We start from the raw sequence: 26,043 nt of genomic DNA, 5'->3' as shown, positions 1-26,043 counted from the left end.
CAAATTTTCATCCTTCTGGTCATAAAAACGTATGATAAAGAAAGTAATCATCAGCGGAGGTGGTACTGGTGGCCACATCTACCCGGCCATTGCTATTGCCAATGCGCTCAAAGTGATAGACCCTACCATTCAAATTTTGTTCGTGGGGGCTTTGGGGAAAATGGAAATGGAAAAAGTCCCCAAAGCAGGATACGAAATCATTGGCTTACCGATTGCAGGAATCAAACGAGAGCTTTCGGTTGATAACTTATCATTTCCCCTCAAACTCACGCGCAGTTTGTTAAAAGCACGTAGTATTATTAAAAGTTTTAAACCCGATGTAGCCATTGGCGTAGGAGGTTTTGCCAGCGGACCACTGTTGATGGTAGCCTCGTTGTTGGGAATCCCAACCTTAATTCAGGAACAGAATTCGTATGCTGGTATTACTAACAAACTGCTCGCAAAACGCGCTAAGGCCATTTGTGTAGCTTATCCAAACATGGATTCGTTTTTTCCAAAAAATAAGCTCAAAATGACCGGAAATCCCGTTAGAAGCGACATTTTGGATGTAACCCACAAGCGCACACAGGCTTATGCTCATTTTGGGCTGCAACCCAACCATAAAACGCTACTTGTGATTGGCGGAAGTCTTGGCGCTAAGACAATCAATGAAAGTATTGAGGCGGGATTAAAATTACTGATTAATTCAGGATACCAAGTTCTTTGGCAAACAGGAAAACCCTATGCTGAAAAGGCCGCAAACGCAATAAACTCACTCAAAACGCCTTATGCTAAGTCCTTTGATTTTATCTATGAAATGGATTTAGCCTACGCGTTGGCCGATGTTGTGGTTTCAAGAGCGGGCGCTTTGTCCGTATCGGAGCTGTGCTTAGTGGCCAAGCCCGTTATTTTAGTTCCTTTCCCGTACGCCTCCGAAGACCACCAGACCAAAAATGCAATGAGTTTGGTGGAGCAAAATGCCGCCCTTTTAATTAAAGACAAAGATGCTCCCGAAGAACTTGTACAAACAGCGCTGCGATTATTGCAAGACGTTGAAAAACAACATACTTTAAGTCAAAATATCAAAAAACTGGGCAAACCCAATGCTGCAAAAGAAATTGCGGAAACGGTTTTAGAACTAATTTAACACTTAATTATAGGTCTTTTATTCCAAATATTAAGAATCGAAAGAAGAATGCAAATTACAGACTATAAATACATTTATTTCCTCGGTATCGGAGGTATTGGAATGAGTGCGTTGGCGCGTTGGTTTGGCGTGAATGGATTTGAGGTAGCTGGCTACGACCGTACTCAAACGCACTTGACCGACACACTCCATGCAGAAGGTATTTCTGTACATTTTGAAGATTCGGTGGATTTAATACCTGCTGTTTTTTTGCAAAATCCAGATCAAACACTCGTTGTTTTCACACCTGCTATTCCAAAAAACCATTCAGAATACAACTACCTGATAGACAATGGATTTTTCCTACAGAAACGTTCTCAGGTGCTGGGCCTGATAGCGGGGGGGATGTTTACGATTGGGGTAGCAGGAACCCACGGCAAAACCACAACCTCCTCCATGACTGCGCATCTACTTCGTCATTCGGGAGTAAACTGTGCCGCATTTTTAGGAGGAATAACCCAAAATTACGGTACCAATATGCTGCTCAACGCGCCGACCGCGCAGCTCAGCCAAGTTCCCTGCGTGGTGGAAGCAGACGAGTTTGACCGTTCTTTTTTGACTTTGTTTCCAGATATTGCCATTGTGACCTCCACCGATGCCGATCATTTAGATATTTATGGAAGCCACGATTCTGTTCTGGAATCTTTTTCAGCCTATGTAAGCCAAATCAAACCCAACGGTCGCCTGTTTATGAAAAAAGGGTTAACGTTGGCCAATAAAACGAAGGCAAAAGTTGAAGAATACAGTTTAAACGAGGGCGCCTACCACGCCCAAAATATTCGAATCGAAAATGCCTGTTTTGTCTTTGACATTGTACATCCTGATGGTGTAATCAATGACATCACTCTACACGTACCTGGTTTTCACAACGTAGAAAATGCCGTGGCAGCCTCGGCGGTTGGGCTCGCCCTCGGCCTGTCAGGAGACCAAATTCGTGCCGCCATCGAAACCTTTGGCGGTGTAAAAAGGCGTTTTGAATATTATCTAAAAACAGACCAACACGTACTGATAGATGATTACGCTCATCACCCCGCCGAGGTGCATGCATTTTTATCCTCTTTGAAAGCTCTTTATCCCAATCGGAAGGTGACGGCGATTTTTCAACCGCACTTATACAGCCGTACGCGTGATTTTGCGAACGAATTTGCAGAAAGTTTATCCCTAGCCGACAATGTGATTCTTTTGGATATTTATCCAGCTCGAGAATTACCGATTGAAGGGGTAAGTTCTGATTTAATTTTTGATAAAATAACAAGTGACAAAATTCAATGTTTGAAGTCAAGTCTAATAGACGTACTTAAAAATCGTCCATTAGACGTCGTGGCTACGATTGGTGCGGGCGATATTGATTCTTACATTGAATCCATAAAAAAAGTTTTAGCGGGAATATCCGAGTAATTTTAAAAAACTGATTTTTAGTAATTTAAAATTAAAAACTACTAAATCGACCCCTATATGAAACGCTTGATTTGGGCTGTTCTTGGAATATTCATTGTTGGACTTATTGTTTTTTTTGTTGAGTTTCAACAAAAAAGCAAGCGCTGTAAGGGAATTATTGTGAAATTAGATGAAAAAGCAGAGTATCCTTTTTTTAATGAACAAGACATTAAAGATTTGATTACGCTCAAAGGGGTTGATGTCATTGAAGGGATGAATTTTTCAGAAATAAACCTAAAAGGTTTGGAAAAAAGAGTCTTGAAGAACCGCTTGATAAATAATTGTCAGGTATTTCGAGATTTATCTGGAAATTTGGTCGTATCTATAGTGCAGCAACGGCCCGTCGGACGTCTTATTTCAACATCAGACGCCGAGCAACAACTAAATGCCTCACTGGGCGGGTACCTAACCGAGACGGGCGAAATAGTTCCATTATCAGGACGTTTTGCGGCAAGAACGGTGTTGGTATCAGGTGAGTTTTTTGCTAAAAAACAAAATTTAACCTCCCAAAAGGGAAAGCAACTGATTGACTTCTTGAAAGCCCTTCAGCAAAACCCGTTTTGGAAAGCCCAAGTAGCCGAAGTAATTGTGGCAAATGACAGTGAATTAACCCTTATGCCTCAGGTAGGGCAACACCAAATTGACTTTGGCTTGCCCGATGATTTTGAGGTAAAATTTGAGAAGTTAAAAATATTTTATAAAAATATTTTACCCCTGAAAGGATGGGAAAAATATAAGCGCGTTAGTGTTAAGTTTCGAAATCAAATTGTGTGTGAGTAAAACCCTAACTCAGTATGTCAGATAATGTTATTTTTTTAGGAATTGACATCGGCAGTACCAAAGTTGCTGCGATTTTGGCTAAGCCAAAGACCCACAACAACCATACCATGCTCGAAGTAGTAGGGCTCGGTTCGGCACGTAACGAAGGGGTGTATAGGGGAATCATTAACAATCCCGTAAAGACAAAAGAAGCAATCAGGCAAGCGCTAGAAATAGCGGCGAGAAAAGCAGAGAGGCCTGATTTGCTTAATTATCCCTTGACAGCCACGGTCAACGTAAGTGGGACACATTTGGAAACAATGTCGGAAACAGGCTCAGTTACCTGCAAATCTGCTTCGGTCAAAGGTGAAGATGTAGCCGTATTGTTTGAGGATATGCAACAAACCTACGACTCCGATTCAAACCAAATTATCCATCTCTTACCGCTCAAATTTGCCGTTGGTGAACAACACGAAATCGACGACCCAGTAGGTCATATCGGTCTGAAACTTAGTGGAGACTTTAAGATTATAACCGCCAAAAAAACGGCTCTGTATCAAATAAAGGATTCTCTCCAAAAAGCCAACATTCAAGTTGACAATGAAGATGGTTTTGCGGCATCGCCCCTTGCTTCGGGTCTGGCTGTTCTGACAGAAGACCATAAAAATTTAGGGGTAGTGTTGGTGGATATTGGCGGTGGTACCACAGATATTGCCATTTATCACGAAGGTTTATTGCGCCACACGGTTGTTCTTCCGTTTGGCGGCAACCATATCACGAATGATATTCGGGAAGGCTGCCATCTAACACAGGAAAGTGCCGAAGAAGCAAAAACAACGTTGAGCGAAACAAACCCCAACGCCTGTAGCCTGAATACGCTCTTAGTAGTTCCTACTGCCGACGGTATTCCGCCCATTGAGATTGTAGCACGAAACATTGTCCTTATTGCGCGGGCTCGTCTTCGTGAAATCGCCGCATTGGTCTTTGCTGAAGTAAAAAAAGCTGGCTACGAACACAAGTTGAGGGCAGGCGTCGTTTTGACTGGCGGTACCGCAAAAATCAACGGAATTGATTCTATTTTCAGAGAAGTGACAGGTATGTACGTCCAAATTGGGAAACCACAGAATTTAGAGCGAATCAACGGCCCCTTACATGATTCGTTAATGAATGATCCTGCTTTTGCCACCGCCCTTGGATTGGCATGGTCGAGCATTAAACCGTTAGATAAAAGAGTAGTAAAAAGAAGTAAGACAGAGAAAGAACAAGAAAAAAAGAAAACAGGAGGGCTCTGGGGTAGCTTTGGAATTAAAGACCTGAAAATCAAGGATGTAGGCACATTTATATGGAAAGGTCTAATGCAAGATGATATGGCGGGGAAAGATTCTTACTAACACCAAAAATTTAATTTCGACCTCACCAATTGTTTCTCATTAAAAAATTATGGTTTTTGCAAGAAAAAACGTTTTTGACCACGGCTACGAGTACGTCATGGAAAATTCAAAATATTCAGAAGACGCACCGATTATCAAAGTAATTGGGGTAGGTGGGGGAGGTAGCAACGCCGTCAACCACATGCATGTGAAGGGTATTAAGGATGTGGGCTTTGTGGTATGTAATACCGACAAACAAGCCCTCATGCGCAGCACCATTGAAAATAAAATTCAATTAGGCGCTGACTTGCTTAAGGGACTCGGAGCGGGAACTGATTCAGCTACAGGAAGAAAAGCGGCCGAAGAAAGCATTGAATACATCCGACAATTGATGCAACCACCTACTCAGATGGTGTTTATTACCGCAGGGATGGGCGGTGGTACAGGTACAGGAGCCGCCCCTGTTATTGCGCAAGTAGCCAAAGAAATGGGTATGCTTACTGTGGCAGTTGTCACAGCTCCTTATAGCCACGAAGGACGCAGTAAGAAGAACCAGGCACTGGAAGGAATTAATGCCCTGAAAGAACACTGTGACACAGTTCTGGTCATTCTGAACGATGAATTAGCGAAGTTATACGGAAAGTTGCCCATTTTACGGGCTTACGAACACGCTGATAATATTTTATCCAATGCTGTAAAAAGTATTGCTGAGATTATTACGGTTCATGGAAGTGTAAACTCCGACTTCATGGACGTGAAAAAAGTGCTTGAAAATGCAGGAACTTCGGTGATGAGTTCGGCTTCGGCCTCTGGTGAAAACCGTGCTGAATTGGCGATTGAAGCGGCTTTAAACTCTCCATTACTCAACAACCGAGATATTCGGGGCGCTCAAAAAATTCTTATCACGCTTGCTTCAAGTACGGACGAAGAATACATGGCTACCCTTGATGAGCAAATGGCCATCACAAATTACATCGAAAGCCTCATTGGGGATGAAGCTGATATGTGTAAAGTGGGTGTTATTTTTGATGACACCCTCAAAGAAAAACTCCTCGTTACGGTCATTGCCGCAGGCTTTGAAGATTCACATTTACCTTTTAACTACGATTCTACCGGTTTTAAATCCATAAAAAAAGATACACCAACAGTTGTTGAATCTCCTAAACCACCCGTTTCTGGAGTTGTAATTGACAGCCCTCAAGAAGGAAAATTGGAAGCTTCTACACCAACAACGGCTTTTAATCCACCAGCACCACCCAAACAAGAAATTAAGGTAGAAGTGAAGCCAACTGTTTCTCAAACGGTTGATTTGCCAGTGGTGCAAGAACCAAGCAAACCTGAATACCAAGAGACGAATCAAATCGTTAGTAAACAGCCTTTTATTGATAACCCAGAGCCACACGAAGACCCTTCTATTTTGCGGCAACTTGTTCAGGATATTACTAAAGGCAAGTATTCTGCAAGCGAACTCGAAAGGCCTGCTTATTTGCGTCAAAACGTGGTTTTACATCAAAAGCCAGCGATTCCAGATGAAGCTTTTATTCCCATCAAATTGGACAAGCATAAGCGTTAAGAATACCATGCTTTCACAAATAGAAAAGGATTTACAACAACTAGGCAGCCCCGAAAAGGCTGCCTTTCTTTGTCGCTTTTTCAAAACAGGAAAAGGCCAATACGGCGAAGGGGATGTATTTATGGGTATTACAATGCCTGAAATCAGAGAAATTGTAAAAAAATATCCCACCCTAACCATCGAAGAATGGACCGAACTGCTTCACAGCCCTTTCCATGAATTTCGGATGGCAGCATTGATTGGGCTGATGAAACGATTTCAAAAGTCAAAAAAGGACGAAACCACCCAACATATTATTTTTGAAATCTATTTATCAAACCTAGATTACATCAATAATTGGGATTTGGTTGATGTCACTTGTCGTGACATTATCGGGGCTTATCTGTTAAATAAAGACAGGAGCATTTTATACGATTTAGCTCAGCGTCCTCACCTTTGGTCCCAACGCGTCGCGATTGTGTCAACCTGGTATTTTATTTCACGAAATCAATTTTCTGATACGATTCGAATTGCCGAAATTCTTCTTACGCATACCCATGACCTTATTCACAAGGCCGTAGGCTGGATGCTTCGAGAAGTAGGAAAACGTGATGAATTAGTGCTAGAAGAGTTTTTAGATATCCATATAAAACAAATGCCCCGTACCGCTTTACGTTACGCAATTGAGCGTTTTCCTGAATCCAAACGCAAGTATTATTTAACACTTTGATGCATAGATAAATTTCTTAGTATCTTTGAGGCCGCTTTTGCGGCAGTTTCTGCGTTACTCGTTATTATTTTGCTGTAAGTGAAGCATTTAACACCTCTAACGCCAAACTGTATATTTTAAACTGTTAACTGCTGACTTTTTATGTCTTGGTTTACCAGAAAAGAGAGAGGCATTCAAACGCCCACAGAAATGAAACGCGAAGCCCCCGATGGGCTTTGGTACCAGTGTCCTAGTTGCAAGCATGTGATGCATTCACGAGAGCATAAACTCAATGCATACACCTGTGTAAAATGCAATTATCACGAAAAAATCGGGTCAGAAGCCTATTTCAGTGTCTTATTTGACGAGGCCGAATACACTGAATTGGACGCCGATATGATTTCAGGAGATCCTCTTGAATTTGAAGACACTAAAAAATATCCCGACCGTATTCGTGATACTGTTAAAAAAACGGGTCTGAAAGATGCTGTTCGTACCGCATACGGCAAAATGGACGATATTGACATTGTGGTAAGCTGTATGGACTTTAACTTTATTGGCGGCTCTATGGGCTCAGTTGTAGGGGAGAAGATTGCGCGCGGAATCGACCATGCATTACAAAACAGAAAGCCCTTTCTGATGATTTCACGGTCGGGAGGTGCGCGGATGATGGAAGCAGGATATTCATTGATGCAAATGGCCAAAACATCCGCTAAATTGGCGCTGTTGTCAGAAGCCAAACTTCCGTATATCTCTTTATTGACCGACCCCACAACGGGGGGAGTAACGGCTTCTTACGCCATGCTAGGTGATTTTAACATCGCAGAACCAGGTGCTCTTATCGGCTTTGCGGGTCCGCGAGTTATTCGTGAAACCATCGGAAAAGATCTTCCTAAAGGATTCCAAAGTGCTGAATTTGTATTGGAACACGGCTTTTTAGACTTTATTGTCGATCGAAAAGATTTAAAAGATAAATTGGCCAGTCTGTTGCGAATGCTGCAATAATTGATTTTTACGCCAAAGGCCGCAATAACAGAAGATGTAGTTGCGGCCTTTTTGCTTTTTATGCACTTTTTCATTTGAAACCATGCGTCTTGTTTCCCACCCTGTTTTATGCAATTACTACGTGACGTACCGTTGTAACGCCACCTGTAGCTTTTGTGATATATGGGAAAGACCATCGCCTTATGTTACATTAGAAAATGCCAAAGCCAATTTTGAGGCACTCAAAAAACTTGGGGTGAAGGTGGTTGATTTTACAGGAGGGGAGCCTCTTCTCCACCGTCAATTAGATGAGCTTCTCCGAGCCGCAAAAAATGCAGGATTATTAACTACCGTCACTTCCAACGGGTTGCTTTATCCCAAATACGCCCATAAACTGCGCGGATTGATTGACATGCTCCATTTTTCACTCGACTCACCTAATCAGGAAGAGCATGATACCTCGCGTGGGGTAAAGTGTTTTGATAAAGTGATGGAGTCTATTCAAATTGCAAAATCATTGAATGAACGTCCAGATATTTTATTCACCGTTTTTGAAAACAATATCCACCAAATTGAGCAGTTGTGGAAAAACATTTGCCTGCCCAATGATTTGGTATTGATATTGAATCCTGTTTTTGAATATAACAATATAGGTTCTCAATTATCCTCTTCGGCGCTGCAAGAATTACGAAATTGGGGTAAAAAGCGTAATATTTATTTAAACGACGCTTTTATTCAACTTAGGATTGATGGAGGCAACCACGTGGACAATCCAGTCTGCCTAGCAGGCAGCACAACCATTGTCATTTCTCCTGAAAATAAGCTGGTGCTCCCCTGCTATCATTTGGGTTTAAAAGAATTCCCCATTGAAAATCAATTGGAAGAGCTGTATCAGTCAGAAGAAGTTCAAAAATTGATTGCCCTTGAAGGTCGCCTGCCTGCCTGTGAAGGCTGTGCCATCAACTGCTACATGCAGCCTTCTTTTGCCGTAGAAATCAACAAATACTGGTGGAAAGCCCTTCCAAGTACGCTTAAATACAACTTCATCAAAGGCACCTGGAAACAGTTATTTTGAATCTTACCGCTCAGTTACCTAATTTTGCAAATCATTATTGGTTTTCAGATAGTTATTGAATAAATATCTAAAAACCATTTCTTCTATTTTACCTACATAAAATGATTCAGTTTTTTATTGAAGATGTGGACTTTAAAGTTCCGCAACCCCGCAAAACCAAATCTTGGCTTCAGAGTATCATTAAAGCTGAAGGCTTTATGTTGAACCAACTCAACTATATTTTTTGTTCTGATGAATACCTTCTTAACGTAAATCGACAATACCTTGAGCATGACTTTTATACGGATATTATCACTTTTGATAATAGCGAAGAAGAGGCTGTTGTCGAAGGAGATATATTCATTAGCATCGACAGAGTAAAAGACAACGCTCAAGAACTCAAGAAGCCTTTCGAAGAAGAGCTTCGCCGTGTTTTAGCCCATGGTATTTTGCATTTAGTTGGTTACGACGATCATGAAGATGAACAAGAACAAGAAATGAGAGCAAAAGAAGACTTTTACCTAACAATCTCATAACTTGCTATATATCAACACAATAACAAATGCTTCACGTGGAACGTTTTGGTGATTTTTACAAAAACGCGTGAAACGGATAAAAATTACAACATTTAAAACGCACAATACATGTTTCCAAAATACGACGTAATTGTGGTTGGGGCAGGCCATGCAGGATGTGAAGCAGCAGCAGCAGCGGCAAACATGGGATCCAAAGTTTTGCTCATTACAATGAACATGCACACCATTGCACAGATGTCTTGTAACCCCGCAATGGGAGGTGTTGCCAAGGGACAAATCGTAAGAGAAATAGATGCTCTTGGTGGACAGTCTGGAATCATCAGCGACAAAACAATGATACAATTCCGAATGCTCAACCGTTCAAAGGGGCCCGCTATGTGGTCGCCAAGATGTCAAAGCGACAGGGTGCGTTTTGCAGAAGAATGGCGAATAACACTTGAACAAACACCCAATATAGATTTTTGGCAAGACACCGTTCGTGAGCTTATTATCAAAAATGGAGTCGTAGCTGGAATAAAAACAAGCCTTGGAATTGAAATACAAAGCAAATCGGTAGTCCTAACCAATGGCACTTTTTTGAATGGATTAATCCATATTGGAGAAAAAAACTTTGGAGGTGGTAGAGTAGGAGAGAAGTCAGCAACGGGAATAACAGAGCAATTGATTGAATTAGGCTTTGAATCGGGGCGAATGAAAACAGGAACCCCACCGCGCATAGATGGACGTTCGTTGGATTATAGTCGCATGGAAGAACAGCCAGGAGACGAGAATCCCGCTAAATTTTCGTATACGTCAACCCCAAAGCTTGAACACCAAAGAAGCTGTTGGATTACCTACACCAACGAAGAAGTTCACGCTGCGTTGCGCACTGGGTTTGACAAATCACCAATGTTTTCGGGCCGTATCAAAGGGTTAGGGCCTCGTTACTGTCCATCGGTTGAAGATAAAATCAACCGATTTGCCGACAAAGACCGACATCAGATTTTTGTGGAACCAGAAGGATGGAACACCGTTGAAATCTACGTAAACGGTTTTTCTACATCTCTTCCAGAGGATGTTCAATACAAGGCACTACGATTGATTCCTGGGTTTGAGAATGCAAAAATGTTTCGTCCTGGCTACGCCATAGAATACGATTATTTTCCGCCTACACAGTTAAAGTTAACCCTCGAAACCCACCTTATCAAGAACCTGTTTTTTGCAGGACAAATCAACGGGACAACGGGTTATGAAGAAGCCGCATGTCAGGGATTAATCGCGGGTATTAACGCTCATCAAAATACACACGAGTTGGAGTCATTCGTTTTAAAACGCTCAGAAGCCTATATCGGCGTATTGGTAGATGACCTCGTCAATAAAGGGACCGACGAACCTTACCGGATGTTTACATCAAGAGCAGAATACCGTACTCTTTTACGGCAAGATAATGCAGACATTCGTCTTACAGAAAAAGGGTACAAAATCGGACTCGCTGCGGAATCTCGTCTCCAACGCGTTCGTGAAAAAGTGGCTAATACCGAGTTGATTTTAAAAGAACTCAAAACCATCAAAGCCCAACCCGAAGAAATAAACCAACAACTTGTTCAATTGGGCACCGCAACGATTCGGGAAAAACAGCCCTTATATCAGTTGCTAAAACGACCCGATATTGAAATAGATGACATCAAGAATCTAAAAGGTTCCTTTGCAGGTTTTCTGAATCAATTCGATGAAGAAGCGTTGGAACAGGCAATGATTACGGTGAAATATGAAAGTTACATTGAGAAAGAATATCTCATGGTAGAAAAGATGAATAGATTAGAAGATCTTGAAATCATCCCAAATTTCGACTACGACCGCGTATCGGCTCTGTCATTTGAAGGGCGTCAAAAACTCAAAAGCCTCCGTCCGGGTACACTTGGGCAAGCATCCAGAATAAGCGGAGTCAGTCCGTCTGATGTATCAGTATTGATGATTTACTTGGGGAGATAAATACAGGCAAGTCGTTAAAAGATGTTAATAAAAGGTGGCCTTGACGGTCACCTTTTATTTTTGCAATCCACTCCTAAATTCATTCAGGATTTAAAAGCTGTTAATTTGCAGAGACTTTAAAACCTTTCGTTCCTTATATTAATATGATTACCCTTTTACAACATAAAAAACTGTCTGCTAAAAGCATGATAAAGATAACTTATAAACCAGTTCTTCATTCTCAACATCACCTAATGAGAAACTTTACATTCTATTTTATACTGTATATTTTGGTTACATCCTGCGCTCAGCCCATTTCTCCCACGGGAGGAAAGAGGGACACCGTACCACCAAATCTTATATCAAGCATCCCCGACAATAAGCAAACAAATTACCAAGGGCGTACCGTTGACTTAGAGTTTGACGAATACATTGTTGCGGAGAATTTACAGCAAAAACTCTTGATAACTCCTGATGCTGGGGAGTATGATTTTAAGGCTAGACCAACCGGACTGCAAATCAAATTTAAAAAATCACTTGACACCGCCACCACTTATTCCCTTTCCTTTGGTGACGCCATCAAAGATTTCAGCGAAAAAAATCCAGCCCGAAATCTTCGCGTTGTCTTCAGTACGGGCATAGGTATTGACTCTGCATCTGTAGGTGGGCAGGTAAAAGATTTACTTTCAGATAAGCCATTGTTGGATGTTTTGGTAGGCCTGTACCCAAATTCGGACACCCTGAATATTGAAAAAATGAAGCCAAGTTACTTTACGCGTTCGGATAGCGCAGGCCGATACAGCATTGAAAATATTCGACCGAACAAGTATAGACTATTTGCTTTTGACGATAAAAATCGCTCTTTAAGCTATAATCCAAGGGCCGAAAAAATCGCGTATTTAAGAGATAGCATCACAATTGTTGATTCTACGCAAATCTCAGGCGTTTCGTTGAGGCTGTTTATGGCCAATAATACCCCCGCAAAAGTGCGAAATACGCAGCCTAGGGCCAATTATTACTCCATAAACTACGATAAAGGATTCCTTGAATACAAAGTAAAATTTAACAATCCAGAAGACTCAATACCGCACTTTCAGGCGGGGACTAATGAACTGAAGTTCTATAACACAAAGAATCGTAAGGATACCCTTGTAGCCAAAATAACGATTGTGGACTCCGTAGGATTGACCTTTGAACATACCCAAAAAATAAAATTCAGGGAAGCTAGGGGAGGAGGGAAGAACGCCGATAGCAACCGCGAGCCCTTCGATATGAAGACAAATTTTCCCGAAAATGGCGAAATAGAACCTAGGAATTTTGCGCTAAAATTAACCTTTAATAAACCCGTAGCCGAAGCAAGGCTTAATCAAATCCAGATTTTTAGCGATAGCACAAAAGCCGAAGTTATCAAAATTTCTGATTTTACCTGGGCCAATAATCAAGCCATACTTTCTCTTTCTCGACCAATTCTCGCCCGTCGCGAACTCAAAGTAATCATTCCTAAAGCCACTTTTTTTAGCGTAGAAAACGATACAATCCCCGCTAAAACCTATAAACTCCCCATCATGGATGAAGAAAACTACGGCACATTGGAAGGTGAAATAAAGGGTGCTAAAAGTAAATTTATCGTCGAACTGCTCGATGATAAATTTGACGTAGTTAAATCTATTGGTAATAAAACTCCTTATGTTTTTTCATATCTAAAACCCGCAACGTACACGCTGCGCATTATTGTGGATGAAAACGGAAACGGGCAATGGGATACGGGCGATGTAAAAGCCAATAAATTAGCCGAACCCGTGTTTTTTCACACCGAAGCCGTTAAAGTGAAGAAAAACTTTGTAATGAGTGGCATAGATATCGACTTATCCACAAAATAATCCACATCATTCACACTCTGTGGATAAGCTATTATATAGTTTGGTTCACTTTTTGAGATAGTGTAAAAAATAGCTAGGTAAGTTTTGGGTTGTGAAACATCTATTTCACAAAAAACACAATAGTGAGGAAAAGATGTGAATAAGTATGTGGATAACCCATACGCGTGTTTATAGATAAGTGGATAAGTAGTGGGAAAACGTGTAGATAACATTTAGATAATGTGGAGAACTTTTTATCAACAATACAAATGTGGGAATGTACCCCAATTTCCCACATCATTTCAAGCCGTTTTAAACATGTTTAAATGTGGAAAAATAATCATCCACAACGTGAATAAAATTATCCACAATCCACGGCAAATTGTGAATAGTTGCAGATATGCCTGAAAAACAGTAATTTCAGTTGTGGATAAAAATAAAACAACGTGGATAAACCTACTACTTATACACATTTACGTTTTAACAAGAAGTGGATAACGCGGGGATAACTTTCTTATCCACTTATCCCCAGTGCTAATGGATTATAATAGTTTAAAAATTAAATATATTATTATTAAAATGGGTGCAAGAAAAATGTGTACAACTCTGTATCGTTTGTGGATACTGTTTATTGGAGTCATTTTACTTTTGGTGTCTACAGAAAGCCACGCCCAAAGTGATGCCGACTTAGCAGATGCATACTTTCAAAAAGGTGAGTGTGAAAAAGTAGCCCCACTTTATCAAAAAGTTTTGCGGAAAGATTTTAACAAAATCTATTTGCGGAGGTATGTGGGCTGTATGGTCAAACTCAAAAGTTTTGACGAAGCTGAAAAATTCTTTAAACGTCAGCAGAAATCCGATGAAAATGTTGGATACCTCTATACACTTTACTGGGGGCGAATGTTGGAGCAAATGGGGCAAGCAGCGCCCGCCGCTCAAAAATACCAAGAGAGTATTGCCCAAATACCTGCAAAAGATTTGAATGCATTTAAAGAATTAGCCGATGAATTTAGAGAAATAGATAATACGGATGCAGCCATCAGCACTTTGTTGAAAGCCAGAGATGTGGCAAAAAATGATAATTTGTTTAAAATGGAATTGGCGGCCTTGTACGCTCAAACTGGAAAAACAGAGCAGATGATTGAAGAATTGCTGAGCCTGGGCGTGGCGATTCAAAGCAAGGAAGTGATTCAAAACTATTTTCAAGATTTTCTGCGAGAAGAAAAAGATCAGGCAAAATTTGAGAAGATTCTGTACGAAAAAATACAACGTCAGCCCAACGAGCCTTTCTTTGCCGAAATGCTGATTTGGTTTTTGACCCAAAAAAAACAGTTCAGTAAAGCTTTCATCCAAGAAAGAGCGTTGGATAGACGGTTTAAATACAACGGAACGAAAGTATTTGATTTAGGAAATTTGGCGCTACAAAACAAAGATTACCCAGCGGCCATTCAGTCTTTTGAATATGTCGTGAAAGATTATCCACAAGGGCAACTCTATCCTTATGCCCGGCGTATGATGATTGTAGCGCGAGAAGAACAGGTGAAAAATACATTTCCCGTGGAAATAACGTCGGTGAGACGCTTGATTGAAGATTATAAAAAGTTGTTGGGAGAACTTGGTCAAAACAATCGTACGCTTGAAGCGATGCGAAGTATGGCAAGTTTGTACGCGTTTTATCTGAATGAAAAAGACAGCGCTACCGTCATCTTGCAGAATGCCGTGAAAATAGGCCGGGCAGAAAGCGATTTTGTGGACAAGTGCAAATTGGACTTGGGCGATATTTTTCTCTTAAAAAATGAACCATGGGAGTCGACCCTGTTGTATTCGCAGGTTGAAAAATCACAGAAAGAAACCCCACTTGGCTACGAAGCCAAACTCCGCAATGCCCGACAATTTTATTATACAGGAGATTTTGAGTTATCAAAAGCCTTATTGGACATCCTGAAAATGGCTACAACGAGAGAAATTGCCAACGACGCTGGAGCATTGAGCTTATTGATTCAGGATAACACGGGTTTAGACACGTCAGAAGACGCGATGAAGGAATATGCAGCCATCGACTTGCTTCTTTATCAAAATCAAACACAGATAGCGCTAGACCGCTTAGACGGGATGTTTGTAAGGTACAAAGATCACCCGCTTGCCGATGAGATTCTGTGGCTGAAAGCTCGGACGTACGCTAAAATGGGAGAAAATCAAAAAGCAGTGGATAACTTGCAGGTAATTGTGGATAAGTTCTCGACCGACATATTGGGTGATGATGCCCTTTTTATGATGGCAGAATTGTATCAGAATCGCTTTAAGGACAAAGACAAGTCAATGGAGTTGTACCAAAAAATGCTCGAAAAATACCCAGCAAGTATCTACGCTGCCGATGCTAGAAAGCGATTCAGGCAACTGCGGGGCGATACCCTGTAAAACCAAAAGAATATTATTTAGCAACCAATTTAAGGTGGAATGGCAAAAGTAACGTTTAAAAAAATATTGTTGACAATCGGCATAATAGCCAGTTTGAATTCATGCTATACCTCAAAAATTTATATCGTACGCCATGCTGAGCGATTAGACGATAGCGCAGATACGCCATTGTCAGAAGGTGGACATCAGCGCGCAAAGGCCTTGTCGGATAGTCTGTACAACAAAGGAATTGACTACATTTTTGTTAGTAAATACCAACGAAATCGCCATACAGCACAACCTTTAACGGAACACTTGGGGAAACAATATGAGATTTATGAACCCAAACCCGTCAGTGTTATTGTAGAACGGTTGGCAAAAATAAAAGGAAAAAATGCCTTGGTTGTCGGCCACAGCGACACCATTTTAGAAATAGCACAAGGATTAGGCACGAAGCCGTCCATTCCTAAAATTGTACATGAAGATTATGATAATTTGTTGGTGGTGACAGTTAACAAAAGGGTGTTTGGAAAGAAAGTTACTTTGGAAGAAAAAACGTACGGCCAAAAATCACGGAAGTGATTTTTGGCCGTAAATATTTGATAATAAGTGTGTTATCTTAATTTCAAGGTAACTAACGTAGCAATAGCCAGAATAATACCCACAATCCAAAAACGGGCCACAATTTTGGCTTCATGATAACCTTTCTTCTGAAAATGATGGTGCAAAGGTGACATTAGAAAAATACGCTTGCCTTCTCCGAATTTCTTCTTGGTATACTTAAAATAACTGACTTGTAAAATAACGGAGACAAGTTCGACCAGAAAAATGCCGCACATGATAGGAATCAATAATTCCTTGCGCACAGCCAGCGATATAACCGCAATCACGCCCCCAAGCATCAAACTACCCGTATCTCCCATAAAAACTTGCGCAGGGTAAGAATTATACCACAAAAAACCCACGCAAGCACCTACAAAAGCCGCAATAAATATAACCAGCTCACCAGAATTGGGAATATACATGATGTTGAGATACTGCGAGAATTTGGCGTTTCCAGAGATGTAGGCTAAAACTCCAAGTGTCAGGGCAATAATGATGGATGTTCCAGCGGCCAAACCATCAATTCCATCCGTAATATTGGCCCCATTTGATACCGCTGTAATGATAAAAACAGCTACAATGGTATAAATTATCCATGTATAACTATCTGGTAATAAGCCGAATAATAGTGAGGAGTAATCAAATTCATTGTTTTTTATAAAGGGCAAAGTAGTGATTGTCGGATTGATGACATCGGTATAACGCTGTACTTCACCAATAGCCGAACTGATAAGTGGCTTATCGTATTGCCTAATTTTGACGTGTTGATTGAAAGACAACGTTATCCCAACAATTAGTCCCAATCCTACCTGACCCACAACTTTAAACTTGCCTTGTAACCCCTCTTTATTGTTTTTAAACTTCTTTATGTAATCGTCCAAGAAACCAATAAGGCCTGTCCAAACGGCTGTAATCAGCAGGAGAACAATATATACATTGGACAATTTGGCAAACAATAAGGCAGGAATAAGCAAGGAAGCCAAGATAATAAACCCGCCCATGGTAGGAGTCCCTTTCTTTTCCATCTGACCTTGAAGGCCCAAATCGCGAATTGTTTCCCCAATTTGTTGGTTGCGGAGAAAATTAATGATTCGCCCCCCAAAAATCGCGGCAATCAATAATGAGGTGATGGTGGCCCCAAGGGCTCTGAATGAAATATATTGGAAAACTCCTGCACCTGGGAAGTTGAATTCTTTGTCTAAATAAGAAAATAGGTAGTAAAGCATGATAGAATTTGGTTAGGCATAAAGCCAAAATTGCCCATACGTGGCACGTTGGTGGCAAGTATAGGCAATTTTACTAAAATTCTAAAAAAAGAATGTGGAATTAATCATTTAAATGAAAAGCCCACTTAACTTCGTCGTAGTTTCCCATATTTACAGGTATTTTCTTTGCTAATGAATTAGGAATCAGCACATAACGGTATTTTTGTTCTTCTGCAGGCGTAAATTTCCCTTTCAGCCCAATCGTTACTATACGTAGTTGGGAGGATTTAGGAACGGTGTAATCATAGCGTATTTCGGCCGTTGAAGTGTTGGTCGTAAATGGTAAAGGGCGGATGTTATCACCAATTTTTGAATAGACATATAATTGACTCTTCTCTAATAAATCATTTGTGAGTCGGTATTGATTCATTTCACAGGCTCTTGCAGGAAGGCCAAAAACACTGGTGGCAACCCATTGGTCGGCAGCAACCCACTCAGAGGTAATAATATTGAAGTTATCGAAATTGGCGAGTTGAGGGGGGGGCTGTACTTCATTAAAACTGGTACAATTAAGAACCCATGCTAAAGAAACAGAAATGGTTAATGTTAAAACTCCAAATTTATATATATGCTTCATATAAGTGGGAAACTAATGACAAACAAGTACTTAGGTTTATAACCTTAGCGAAAAGGGTCTATCAAAAGTTATGCCAATCTTGAAGTATATACCAGATTGCTTTTTTAAAAGCGATGCCTGACCTGTAATTTTAGTTCAGAACGATGGGAAGCATCGATTTCATCAACATAAGAACTTAGTGTTTTTTGATTGGGCATATCGGTACGTGCAAATCGAACCCAAATATCGGTGCGAGTGTGCGGAGTATATCGAATGAGAAGAAAATTACGAAAGCCATAGTCATAATAAGCGGGCATAGAAACGGCATAAAGTACGTCACGCTCAACGGCATATTGCCTCGAATCATAGCTATCGGTATTAAAAATTGAACATCGAAGGAGGGCCGAAATCTTGCCGAAATCAGCGTTTATCTCTTGTATCATCATCCAGCCTTTGTCTACTTTGAAATCTTTGTAGGCAAATGTGCTTCCTTGAAGACGGGTTCGAAAAGACCAAATTTTAGAGGCATTGTACTCAGTATTCAAGATAAGCTGATGTCGATTAGTGTTGGTTACGAATTTTTGTTTTGATAGTTTAGAGGCAATATTGTGTTCCTTTTGTTCTTGTCGATAAATAGCGTAAAAAGCCCATTTTTTGTTGGGAGTCCACGTACCTTGCACTAAAAAATCATAACCATAGGTGGGTTTCTTATCTACTAAATAACGAAACCATGGAAATCGATATCCATCAACATAAGCTCCTGCTTTTAGTTTCTTATGAATCGTATACTTACCGCCAATATACACGCCAGTTTCGTTGCTGTTACGGCTACTTTCACTAAACGCGTTTGAATAGAAGCTATGAAAGCTTTTATCAAAATGTCGAAATAAAAATGTCGCATCCCAACGTTTGCTGATACTAGCCAGAAGCCCTGCAACTGCCCCTACCCCGCCGCTTTGCGAACGTGCAACCTCGGCAAAAAGATTATAATTGTGCCAAAGATAGTTGCCGTGAACACCAGTCAATAGATTCTGTATACCTGTAAATTCATACTCATTTCGCACAGCCACAGCACGTTGAAGCGGTTGGCTGAAGTGGGTATAAAGCATGGTACCGCCTATTTCACCGCGTGCAAATTTATACAGTAAATGGGCTCCAGCATTTTGTTCAACGACATTTGCGCGGATAGCCAACTCATTTGGAATACGGTGTAAACCATCTGTTTGTAAGGTACTGATTACCTCCTCGCCCGTCAAGTCGTTGGAAATACTAACGCTGCCGCTTCGACGTACTCTCGAATACAAAGCCGTTAATTGAAGCCGTTTATTCAATGTGTACGTGATGGAAGTACCGCGAAAAAAACCTGATTCTGTAACGGAAGAATAGGGTCGTGCGCCTGTGGTGGGTCGGCGAATGGTATAAACAGTTTCCATGCCTTTTCCCAAAGAAAAACCCGCTGAGAAAATCAGTCCTTGGCCGATTTGGAGTTGATAATCACCGAAAACTAGGTTTTTGATACGTCCTCTGTTTTGTATTTGTGCATGAAAAGAGATAAAATCTGGCCCGTAACGGTGTTGAGAAGGTTGCCACCGAAAGGCTTCACCTTCATCTTTCTCAATGGTAAAACCAAGGCTAAAATTTCTGCTTTTGCTATAACGATACCGAGCATACCATTGTGTAGAACTTCCTTCAAAGCGTTGCGGCACCCCATCTCGCGATATTGGTACATCGTTGGTAAACCCCCGTTTCTGTTCCAATGATTGTTCGGTTCTAATTAAAATATAGTGGTCGGTTGGATTCGTCAAATCGTTCCATAACAATTTATTTTCAGGAATAACGGTAACAAAGGGCAGTATTTTATAAATCGTGGGCAAGTCGAATGTAGGAATGGCTTGCAACTCATAAATGGAGACCAATTTCCCTAATTGTTCACGATAGGTAAAAAAGCTATTGAGTTGACGTTCGTTAAGAAGATAAGTCGAGGCTAAGTCGTCTCTGGTGCAGGTATTAAGGTCAAGCGGAGTGGTATATAGTTGAATCAGATTTTCGTATACTTCATTGTAGTTTAGGTCTTCTGACTGAATCGGAAGCAAATTTTGAACCACTGAATTAGGGTCGATTTCTCGGCGCCTAAACTCTTGGGCCTGTGTTTGAGATGTTGAATAAATGAAAAAGAGTATGCTAACAATTGGCATACATAAATAGCTTACAAACAATCTATTGGTTAAAGATAGGGCCATAAGCTAACAAATTGTGGATGAAAGGAATTGAATAGAACTCAATGCCTGAACATTCTCCTGATTTGTTATTTGGAAGCAATTTTGGACTGAAAGTCACGCCAATACTGGTTAATTATAAATAACTGAGTGATATTTAAGGTGTTTTCTTGAAAATGTACAATTTTTTTTCTTTCTTCGCTTCTCATTACCCACCTTAATAAATAACCCACAATGCCAAACGTTTATCAAGACGCTGTTGTAACGAAGTATAATATCTTCAACAGCTTGTTCCTGAGTCTACCGTTTCATGACATTTTTCGAACAGGAACACTCTTACCACTGCTTGTGCAGGCCAGCGAAGAGGGATTTGAAGCAGGAAACAGTCCGCAACAAATCATTGAGTCTTTTTTTGAAGAATACACCGAACACGCTACCGAGCACGAAAGGCGAGATATGCTTTTCAATTTTATCAAATTCATTGAGCGCCAGGTAGTTTTGTTTGATTCAGTAGAAGATGCTGGTTTTGACCAAACGCATGATTTGAATGGCCCAGGCTCCATTACGCAACTTCTGAACCGCGTAGACAGTGATGACCTGCGTGAAAAACTGCTCAAAAAATTGGATGATTTTTGCGTGAGAATCGTTTTGACGGCCCACCCTACCCAATTTTATCCGGGAAAAGTATTGGGTATCATTACCGATTTAGAGGAAGCCATCAAGGACAATGATTTCGTAACGGTCAATAATTTGCTCCTTCAATTAGGCAAGACAGGGTTTATCAATAAAAATAAGCCGACGCCATTTGATGAAGCCTTGACTTTGGGATGGTTTTTGGAGAATGTGTTCTACGAAGCGATTCCCGCCATTATGAAAAAATTATTGAAAGGGCTTAATTTTCCCATCAATAAATGGCAGCACACTGAGCTTTTCCGATTAGGCTTTTGGCCGGGTGGAGACCGAGATGGCAACCCGTTTGTCACTTCTGATGTGACCTTGCAAGTAGCCGATCGCTTACGTCAGATTCTGCTTAAATGTTATTGGCGCGATATAAAATACCTAAAGCGCCGGTTAACTTTTGATGGTGTGGAAGATTTTATTGCTACCGCAGAGAGAAAAGTCAATAATGCTATCTATTATCCTGAGCAGGAACATTATGCCACCGCCGAAGAATTGCTCAGTGATTTACAACAGGCCAGAGAGGTTCTGGTAAAACATCACGATAGCTTTTTTGTGGATTCGCTGGATGATACCATTCTAAAAATTAAACTGTTCGGGTTCTTTTTTGCGAGTTTAGATATTCGTCAAGTAAGCCCAAAACATTCTTTGGCGTGGGAAGAAGTATTGACCAAAATTGAGAAACAGGTACCCGTATTTACGTATACCGACTATCAAAGCTGGGACGAAAAACGTAAAATAGACTTTTTGCTTTCGTTGCAGGTCGAGTTGACAGAAACAGATTTCCATGACCCTATCACGCAGGATATTTACGGTTCGATGTTGGCGATTCGTGAAATACAACGCCGCAACGGAGAATCAGGCGCACATCGTTATGTAATCAGTAACTGCGCCAGTGCCTTAAACGTGGTAGAAGTATTGGCGTTGATGAAAAACGTCTGGAAAACGACCGAAATCGGCGTTGACATTGTTCCGTTGTTTGAAACCGTCGATGATTTGGCGGGTGCGGCCGATGTAATGAAGCAATTGTTCGAGAACAAATATTACCGTGAACACTTGGCTAGACGCGGAAATCAGCAAACCATTATGGTTGGATTTTCGGACGGAACCAAAGACGGAGGCTACCTTCGCGCTAACTGGTCAATTTTTACGGCCAAAGAACAATTGACGAAAATCTCGCGCGAATACGACGTCAAGGTCACCTTCTTCGACGGTCGCGGAGGCCCTCCAGGTCGTGGGGGTGGAAACAACCACGCCTTCTATGCCTCGTTGGGCAAAGACATAGAAGACAAAGAAATTCAGCTGACCGTTCAGGGACAAACCATTAGTTCAAATTATGGAACTGTTCCAACGGCTATGTACAACCTGGAGCGGTTGTTTACGGCGGGGCTTGAAAATCACCTTTTTATGGCTAAAAATACCAAAGACCAGCTTTCTGATGCCGACAAGGCCCTAATGGAAGAACTGGCTAACGTGGCGTATGAGGCCTATTTAGGACTAAAAAATCATAAGACGTTTGTGCCGTACTTGGAGAAAATTACACCGCTTCGTTTTTACGGACAAACCAAAATCGGGAGTCGCCCCGATAAGCGCGGCAGTGGCGGTGGACTCAAATTTGAGGATTTAAGGGCTATTCCGTTTGTAGGTTCGTGGGCGCAAATGAAGCAAAATGTTCCAGGTTTTTACGGATTTGGTTCTGCCCTCGAAACATTGAAGAAAAACGGCAAAATGGATGCGTTGAAGAAGTTGTACAAGCGTTCACTGTTTGTACGTACACTCGTTGAAAACTCCATGCAGTCATTGATGAAGGCGTATTATCCAGCTACAAAATACCTCAAGGAAAACCCTGAATTTAGTACGCTCTGGAACATGATGTTTGAAGAATACGAGCGAAGCATCAATTTAATGCTGGAGTTTTCGGGCGAAAAAGAATTAATGAATCAAAATCCAGTGACAAAAGAGTCCATCATTGTACGTGAGCGTATTGTGTTACCACTAATGACGATTCAACAATATGCGCTCCAAAAGCTTCAGTCGGCAGATTTGCCTGCGGCAGAAGTGGATGTTTACAGCAAGTTGGTGATGCGTGCCATGTTTGGAATCATCAATGCCGCACGGAATTCGGCATAAACAGCAAAAAGCAGACTTGGAAAGTTTTTAAAACTTTCCAAGTCTTTTCAAAAACAGATTATTCTACCTTGATCACTTCTGTTCTCTGACCTACGCCATTTTCATTAAAAGGCTCAATTGAAAAGTAGTACGTCGTATTCTTATCCATTGCTTTTAAGTAATGCTCGTTTTTGCCGTACACCATAATGCTGCTGTACAGTTTATCGGGCGCAATGCCAAAGTGAATGTTATATCCCTGCGCGCCGCTTTCTGGATACCATTTAAGCCACGCATTCCGTTTGTCATCTTCCTGCCGCAATACAATAAATCCTTTTACTGATTTTGGTACATTTCCTTTGCCTTTCCCAAATACGCGCAACCCACTGATGGCAAATTTGCCCGTGGCCATGTGAATATTTTCCAGTTTGATAAAACGGGTTTCAACGGGCTTCGGCAATTCCACATAATCATGCGGAACATCGGTACGATTTTGGCTTTTATCAACCAAAATTTGCCATTTTTTGCCGTCTAATGAGTGCCAAAGCCGATATTGATGATAAATGTTGGTGAATTTGCCAAGATACATAGAATCTACATCCTGATCGGCGTAGTTGATTTGAATGGCATTGACGGTAGAAATAGCGCCCAAATCGCTCTGAATCCATTCTCCTTTGTTGGTGGTAGCAGCGCTCCAATAGGTCTTGATGTCTTCATCAACGGCGTAATTGGCCGCAAAGCCGCTCAATGAAGAGGATACCTGCACCGGCTTATTATAATTGAGCAACATCCAACCTGTAAAGCGGCTTTTTAAGTGGTCGGCCTTACCATTGGGCAAGGTGTGCGGGTAATCGCCGAATGTCGTGTTGGAATACATAATACCCTCTTTATCAAAACCCGTTGGAAACAAAACCAAACGTCGTTCGAAGTTATTTTTAACCGTCACTACACCCGTCGTAATGTGCCACCAGTTTTCAAAATTGTCTTTAAAACAACCTCCGTGGCCAGCGCCTCTGATGAAACCGCCCGGTTTGTAACAAAATGGATTATGTTTTTGATACGTAAAAGGTCCAAGGGGGTTATCTGAAACGTACACCCCGTCGGCATAGCCGTTGAATTCCGTACCCGGCGCACCGTATTGAAAGTAGTATTTACCGTTATGTTTATCAACCCAAGCGCCTTCGATGAAGGGTTTTAGAAAAATATTGTCGTTGTAATCGCCAAAACGTTCCCAACCGTGTTGGTCATCATGGAGGCGAACCAATTCTTTTCGTTCTCCGATGGGTTGTAATGTTTTAGGATTGATTTCCCACCCATAAAGCGGATATGTATTGCTGGAGCCGTAGTATAAATAGAGCCGCTTATCGTCATCGTACAAAAATGCAGGGTCCCATGCGGCACCTTCAAATGCTGGCACGGCAATTTTCCAATCGTCAACGGTCGGATTTGTGCTTTTCCAAATGGCAAACTCTTTGGTGTGCGTAGAGCCAATCACGTACAGTGTGTCGCCCATGACCCAAGCGGCTGGCGCACAGAGTTCGTCGTAGACTTTGTTGTGTGGCAACAGGAATTTTCGACTTACAAAATTCCATTTTGACAAATCATCACTCCACCAATAGCCCCATTGATTGGTAGAAAACAAGAAGTATTTCCCTTTGAAATTGACAATCAGCGGGTCGGCGGTCGCGCGATGACGACCCGCTTCGGAAAAATTGGGAATGGGGGTAAAACCATAATCCAAATTGATAGGATTGCAGTAGGTTTTGGACTGAGCTAAGCTCCAATTTGCCCAAAGAATGCAGCAAATAAAGCTGAAAAAGAACTTTTTCATGCGCATAGGTTTTATCTGGGCTGCAACGACTATTGTTGCGCCAACAGATAAAGCACCGCCATTCTTACAGCTACTCCGTTTTCAACCTGATTTAAGATAATGCTTTGACGAGAATCGGCCGCGTCGGAAGTAAGTTCCACGCCCCGATTGATTGGCCCGGGGTGCATCAGCAGAATCTCGTGGTCGAGTTCATCCAGCATTTTTTTGTTAATGCCAAAATACAACGAGTATTCGCGTAAGCTTGGGAAGTATTTCACTTGTAAGCGTTCTAGCTGAATACGCAGTACGTTGGCCACGTCACACCATTGAAGGGTTTCTTTGACGTTGTGACTTACTTGTACTCCTAATGAAGAAATGTATTTGGGAATGAGCGTTGTGGGCCCACAAACCCGCACCTCGGCGCCTAATTTTATAAGACAAAAAATATTGGACAACGCCACGCGTGAATGCAGAATATCCCCGATGATAGCGATTTTTTTGCCGGCCAAATCTCCAATTTTTTCTCGAATAGAAAAAGCGTCCAACAAAGCTTGCGTAGGGTGTTCGTGCGTACCGTCGCCAGCATTGACTACGTTGGCAGGAATCCGTTGGGACAAATAATGAGGCGCTCCGGGGCTGCTGTGCCGCATGACAATCATGTCGACTTTCATCGCCAAAATGTTGTTAACGGTGTCCAAAAGCGTCTCCCCTTTCTTGACAGAACTGCCCGAAGCGGAAAAATTGACGACATCAGCGGAAAGCCTTTTTTCGGCCAGCTCAAACGATAATCGTGTTCGGGTAGAATTTTCAAAAAAAACGTTGGCGATGGTTACATCTCGTAGCGAAGGTACTTTTTTGATGGGACGATTGATGACATCTTTAAACTGAGCAGCGGTATCTAAAATACTGTAAATGTCTGATTCGGTGAGGTTTTTGATGCCCAAAAGGTGCCGTACAGAAAGTTGTGACATAGTCAGAAGCACTAAGAAAGTTTTGCAAAGGTACAAAACCCTGCAAGTTTGCGAAATAGTAAGCCA

19 protein-coding genes are annotated in these 26,043 nt (G+C 41.4%); 14 read left to right on the top strand and 5 right to left on the bottom strand.

Going from position 1 to position 26,043, the window contains the following annotated elements; all coding sequences use genetic code 11:
- The first annotated feature begins 31 nt into the window (after nucleotides 1-31).
- The 13 genes from murG (at nucleotide 32) to DVG78_RS22125 (ending at nucleotide 16,354) form a co-directional block, all read left to right on the top strand.
- Nucleotides 32-1,126: an undecaprenyldiphospho-muramoylpentapeptide beta-N-acetylglucosaminyltransferase gene (gene murG / locus DVG78_RS22185; protein ID WP_114463222.1), complete on the top strand. Its 1,095-nt coding sequence runs from the start codon at nucleotides 32-34 to the stop codon at nucleotides 1,124-1,126.
- A 48-nt stretch (nucleotides 1,127-1,174) separates the two neighbouring features.
- The gene (gene murC, locus DVG78_RS22180; RefSeq protein WP_114463221.1) at nucleotides 1,175-2,563 is read left to right on the top strand and encodes a UDP-N-acetylmuramate--L-alanine ligase; all 1,389 of its coding nucleotides are present in this window, start codon (nucleotides 1,175-1,177) and stop codon (nucleotides 2,561-2,563) included.
- Nucleotides 2,564-2,620: 57 nt separating this feature from the next.
- Entirely contained in the window at nucleotides 2,621-3,382 is a 762-nt protein-coding gene (locus DVG78_RS22175) for a cell division protein FtsQ/DivIB (protein WP_114463220.1), read from the top strand.
- Between the two features lie 14 nt (nucleotides 3,383-3,396).
- The gene (gene ftsA, locus DVG78_RS22170; RefSeq protein WP_114463219.1) at nucleotides 3,397-4,752 is read left to right on the top strand and encodes a cell division protein FtsA; all 1,356 of its coding nucleotides are present in this window, start codon (nucleotides 3,397-3,399) and stop codon (nucleotides 4,750-4,752) included.
- A 49-nt stretch (nucleotides 4,753-4,801) separates the two neighbouring features.
- The gene (gene ftsZ / locus DVG78_RS22165; protein WP_229598293.1) at nucleotides 4,802-6,304 is read left to right on the top strand and encodes a cell division protein FtsZ; all 1,503 of its coding nucleotides are present in this window, start codon (nucleotides 4,802-4,804) and stop codon (nucleotides 6,302-6,304) included.
- Nucleotides 6,305-6,311: 7 nt separating this feature from the next.
- Nucleotides 6,312-7,013 carry a DNA alkylation repair protein gene (locus DVG78_RS22160; protein ID WP_114463218.1) on the top strand — a complete coding sequence of 234 codons (702 nt, stop codon included), beginning with the start codon at nucleotides 6,312-6,314 and terminating at the stop codon, nucleotides 7,011-7,013.
- A gap of 141 nt (nucleotides 7,014-7,154) precedes the next feature.
- A complete protein-coding gene (accD, locus tag DVG78_RS22155) occupies nucleotides 7,155-7,997 on the top strand; it encodes an acetyl-CoA carboxylase, carboxyltransferase subunit beta (RefSeq protein WP_114463217.1) in 843 nt (280 codons plus the stop codon).
- 82 nt (nucleotides 7,998-8,079) lie between these two features.
- Nucleotides 8,080-9,051, top strand: coding sequence for a radical SAM protein (locus DVG78_RS22150; RefSeq protein ID WP_114463216.1), 972 nt, complete (start codon nucleotides 8,080-8,082; stop codon nucleotides 9,049-9,051).
- Nucleotides 9,052-9,152: 101 nt separating this feature from the next.
- Nucleotides 9,153-9,566 carry an rRNA maturation RNase YbeY gene (ybeY, locus tag DVG78_RS22145; protein WP_114463215.1) on the top strand — a complete coding sequence of 138 codons (414 nt, stop codon included), beginning with the start codon at nucleotides 9,153-9,155 and terminating at the stop codon, nucleotides 9,564-9,566.
- Nucleotides 9,567-9,674: 108 nt separating this feature from the next.
- Nucleotides 9,675-11,537 (top strand): tRNA uridine-5-carboxymethylaminomethyl(34) synthesis enzyme MnmG, encoded by a 1,863-nt coding sequence (gene mnmG, locus DVG78_RS22140; RefSeq protein ID WP_114463214.1) that lies wholly within the window; start codon nucleotides 9,675-9,677, stop codon nucleotides 11,535-11,537.
- Between the two features lie 233 nt (nucleotides 11,538-11,770).
- Entirely contained in the window at nucleotides 11,771-13,396 is a 1,626-nt protein-coding gene (locus DVG78_RS22135) for an Ig-like domain-containing domain (protein ID WP_158550076.1), read from the top strand.
- A 573-nt stretch (nucleotides 13,397-13,969) separates the two neighbouring features.
- A complete protein-coding gene (locus tag DVG78_RS22130; RefSeq protein WP_114463235.1) occupies nucleotides 13,970-15,793 on the top strand; it encodes a tetratricopeptide repeat protein in 1,824 nt (607 codons plus the stop codon).
- A gap of 39 nt (nucleotides 15,794-15,832) precedes the next feature.
- Complete coding sequence (locus DVG78_RS22125) at nucleotides 15,833-16,354, top strand: phosphoglycerate mutase family protein (protein WP_114463212.1); 522 nt, start codon at nucleotides 15,833-15,835, stop codon at nucleotides 16,352-16,354.
- 32 nt (nucleotides 16,355-16,386) lie between these two features.
- Here DVG78_RS22125 and mraY read toward each other — a convergent pair whose 3' ends face one another.
- The 3 genes from mraY to DVG78_RS22110 all read right to left on the bottom strand — a co-directional run bounded on the left by mraY (nucleotide 16,387) and on the right by DVG78_RS22110 (nucleotide 20,391).
- Nucleotides 16,387-17,601, bottom strand: a complete 1,215-nt coding sequence (mraY, locus tag DVG78_RS22120; RefSeq protein WP_114068227.1) for a phospho-N-acetylmuramoyl-pentapeptide-transferase — start codon at nucleotides 17,599-17,601, stop codon at nucleotides 16,387-16,389.
- A gap of 100 nt (nucleotides 17,602-17,701) precedes the next feature.
- Nucleotides 17,702-18,217 (bottom strand): hypothetical protein, encoded by a 516-nt coding sequence (locus DVG78_RS22115; protein ID WP_114463211.1) that lies wholly within the window; start codon nucleotides 18,215-18,217, stop codon nucleotides 17,702-17,704.
- A gap of 104 nt (nucleotides 18,218-18,321) precedes the next feature.
- Nucleotides 18,322-20,391, bottom strand: a complete 2,070-nt coding sequence (locus DVG78_RS22110; RefSeq protein WP_229598292.1) for a ComEA family DNA-binding protein — start codon at nucleotides 20,389-20,391, stop codon at nucleotides 18,322-18,324.
- A gap of 255 nt (nucleotides 20,392-20,646) precedes the next feature.
- Here DVG78_RS22110 and DVG78_RS22105 point away from each other — a divergent pair, with 255 nt between their 5' ends.
- Nucleotides 20,647-23,220 (top strand): phosphoenolpyruvate carboxylase, encoded by a 2,574-nt coding sequence (locus tag DVG78_RS22105; RefSeq protein ID WP_114463210.1) that lies wholly within the window; start codon nucleotides 20,647-20,649, stop codon nucleotides 23,218-23,220.
- A gap of 58 nt (nucleotides 23,221-23,278) precedes the next feature.
- Here DVG78_RS22105 and DVG78_RS22100 read toward each other — a convergent pair whose 3' ends face one another.
- Nucleotides 23,279-25,027: a family 43 glycosylhydrolase gene (locus DVG78_RS22100; protein WP_114463209.1), complete on the bottom strand. Its 1,749-nt coding sequence runs from the start codon at nucleotides 25,025-25,027 to the stop codon at nucleotides 23,279-23,281.
- 29 nt (nucleotides 25,028-25,056) lie between these two features.
- Entirely contained in the window at nucleotides 25,057-25,977 is a 921-nt protein-coding gene (locus DVG78_RS22095) for an aspartate carbamoyltransferase catalytic subunit (RefSeq protein ID WP_114068223.1), read from the bottom strand.
- Between the last annotated feature and the right edge of the window lie 66 nt (nucleotides 25,978-26,043).

This window comes from Runella aurantiaca, from assembly GCF_003339505.1.
GTDB classification, from domain to species: Bacteria; Bacteroidota; Bacteroidia; order Cytophagales; family Spirosomataceae; genus Runella; species Runella aurantiaca.
The sequence above is the reverse complement of the archived record's forward strand: the minus strand, read 5'-3'. Positions and strand labels throughout refer to the sequence as shown.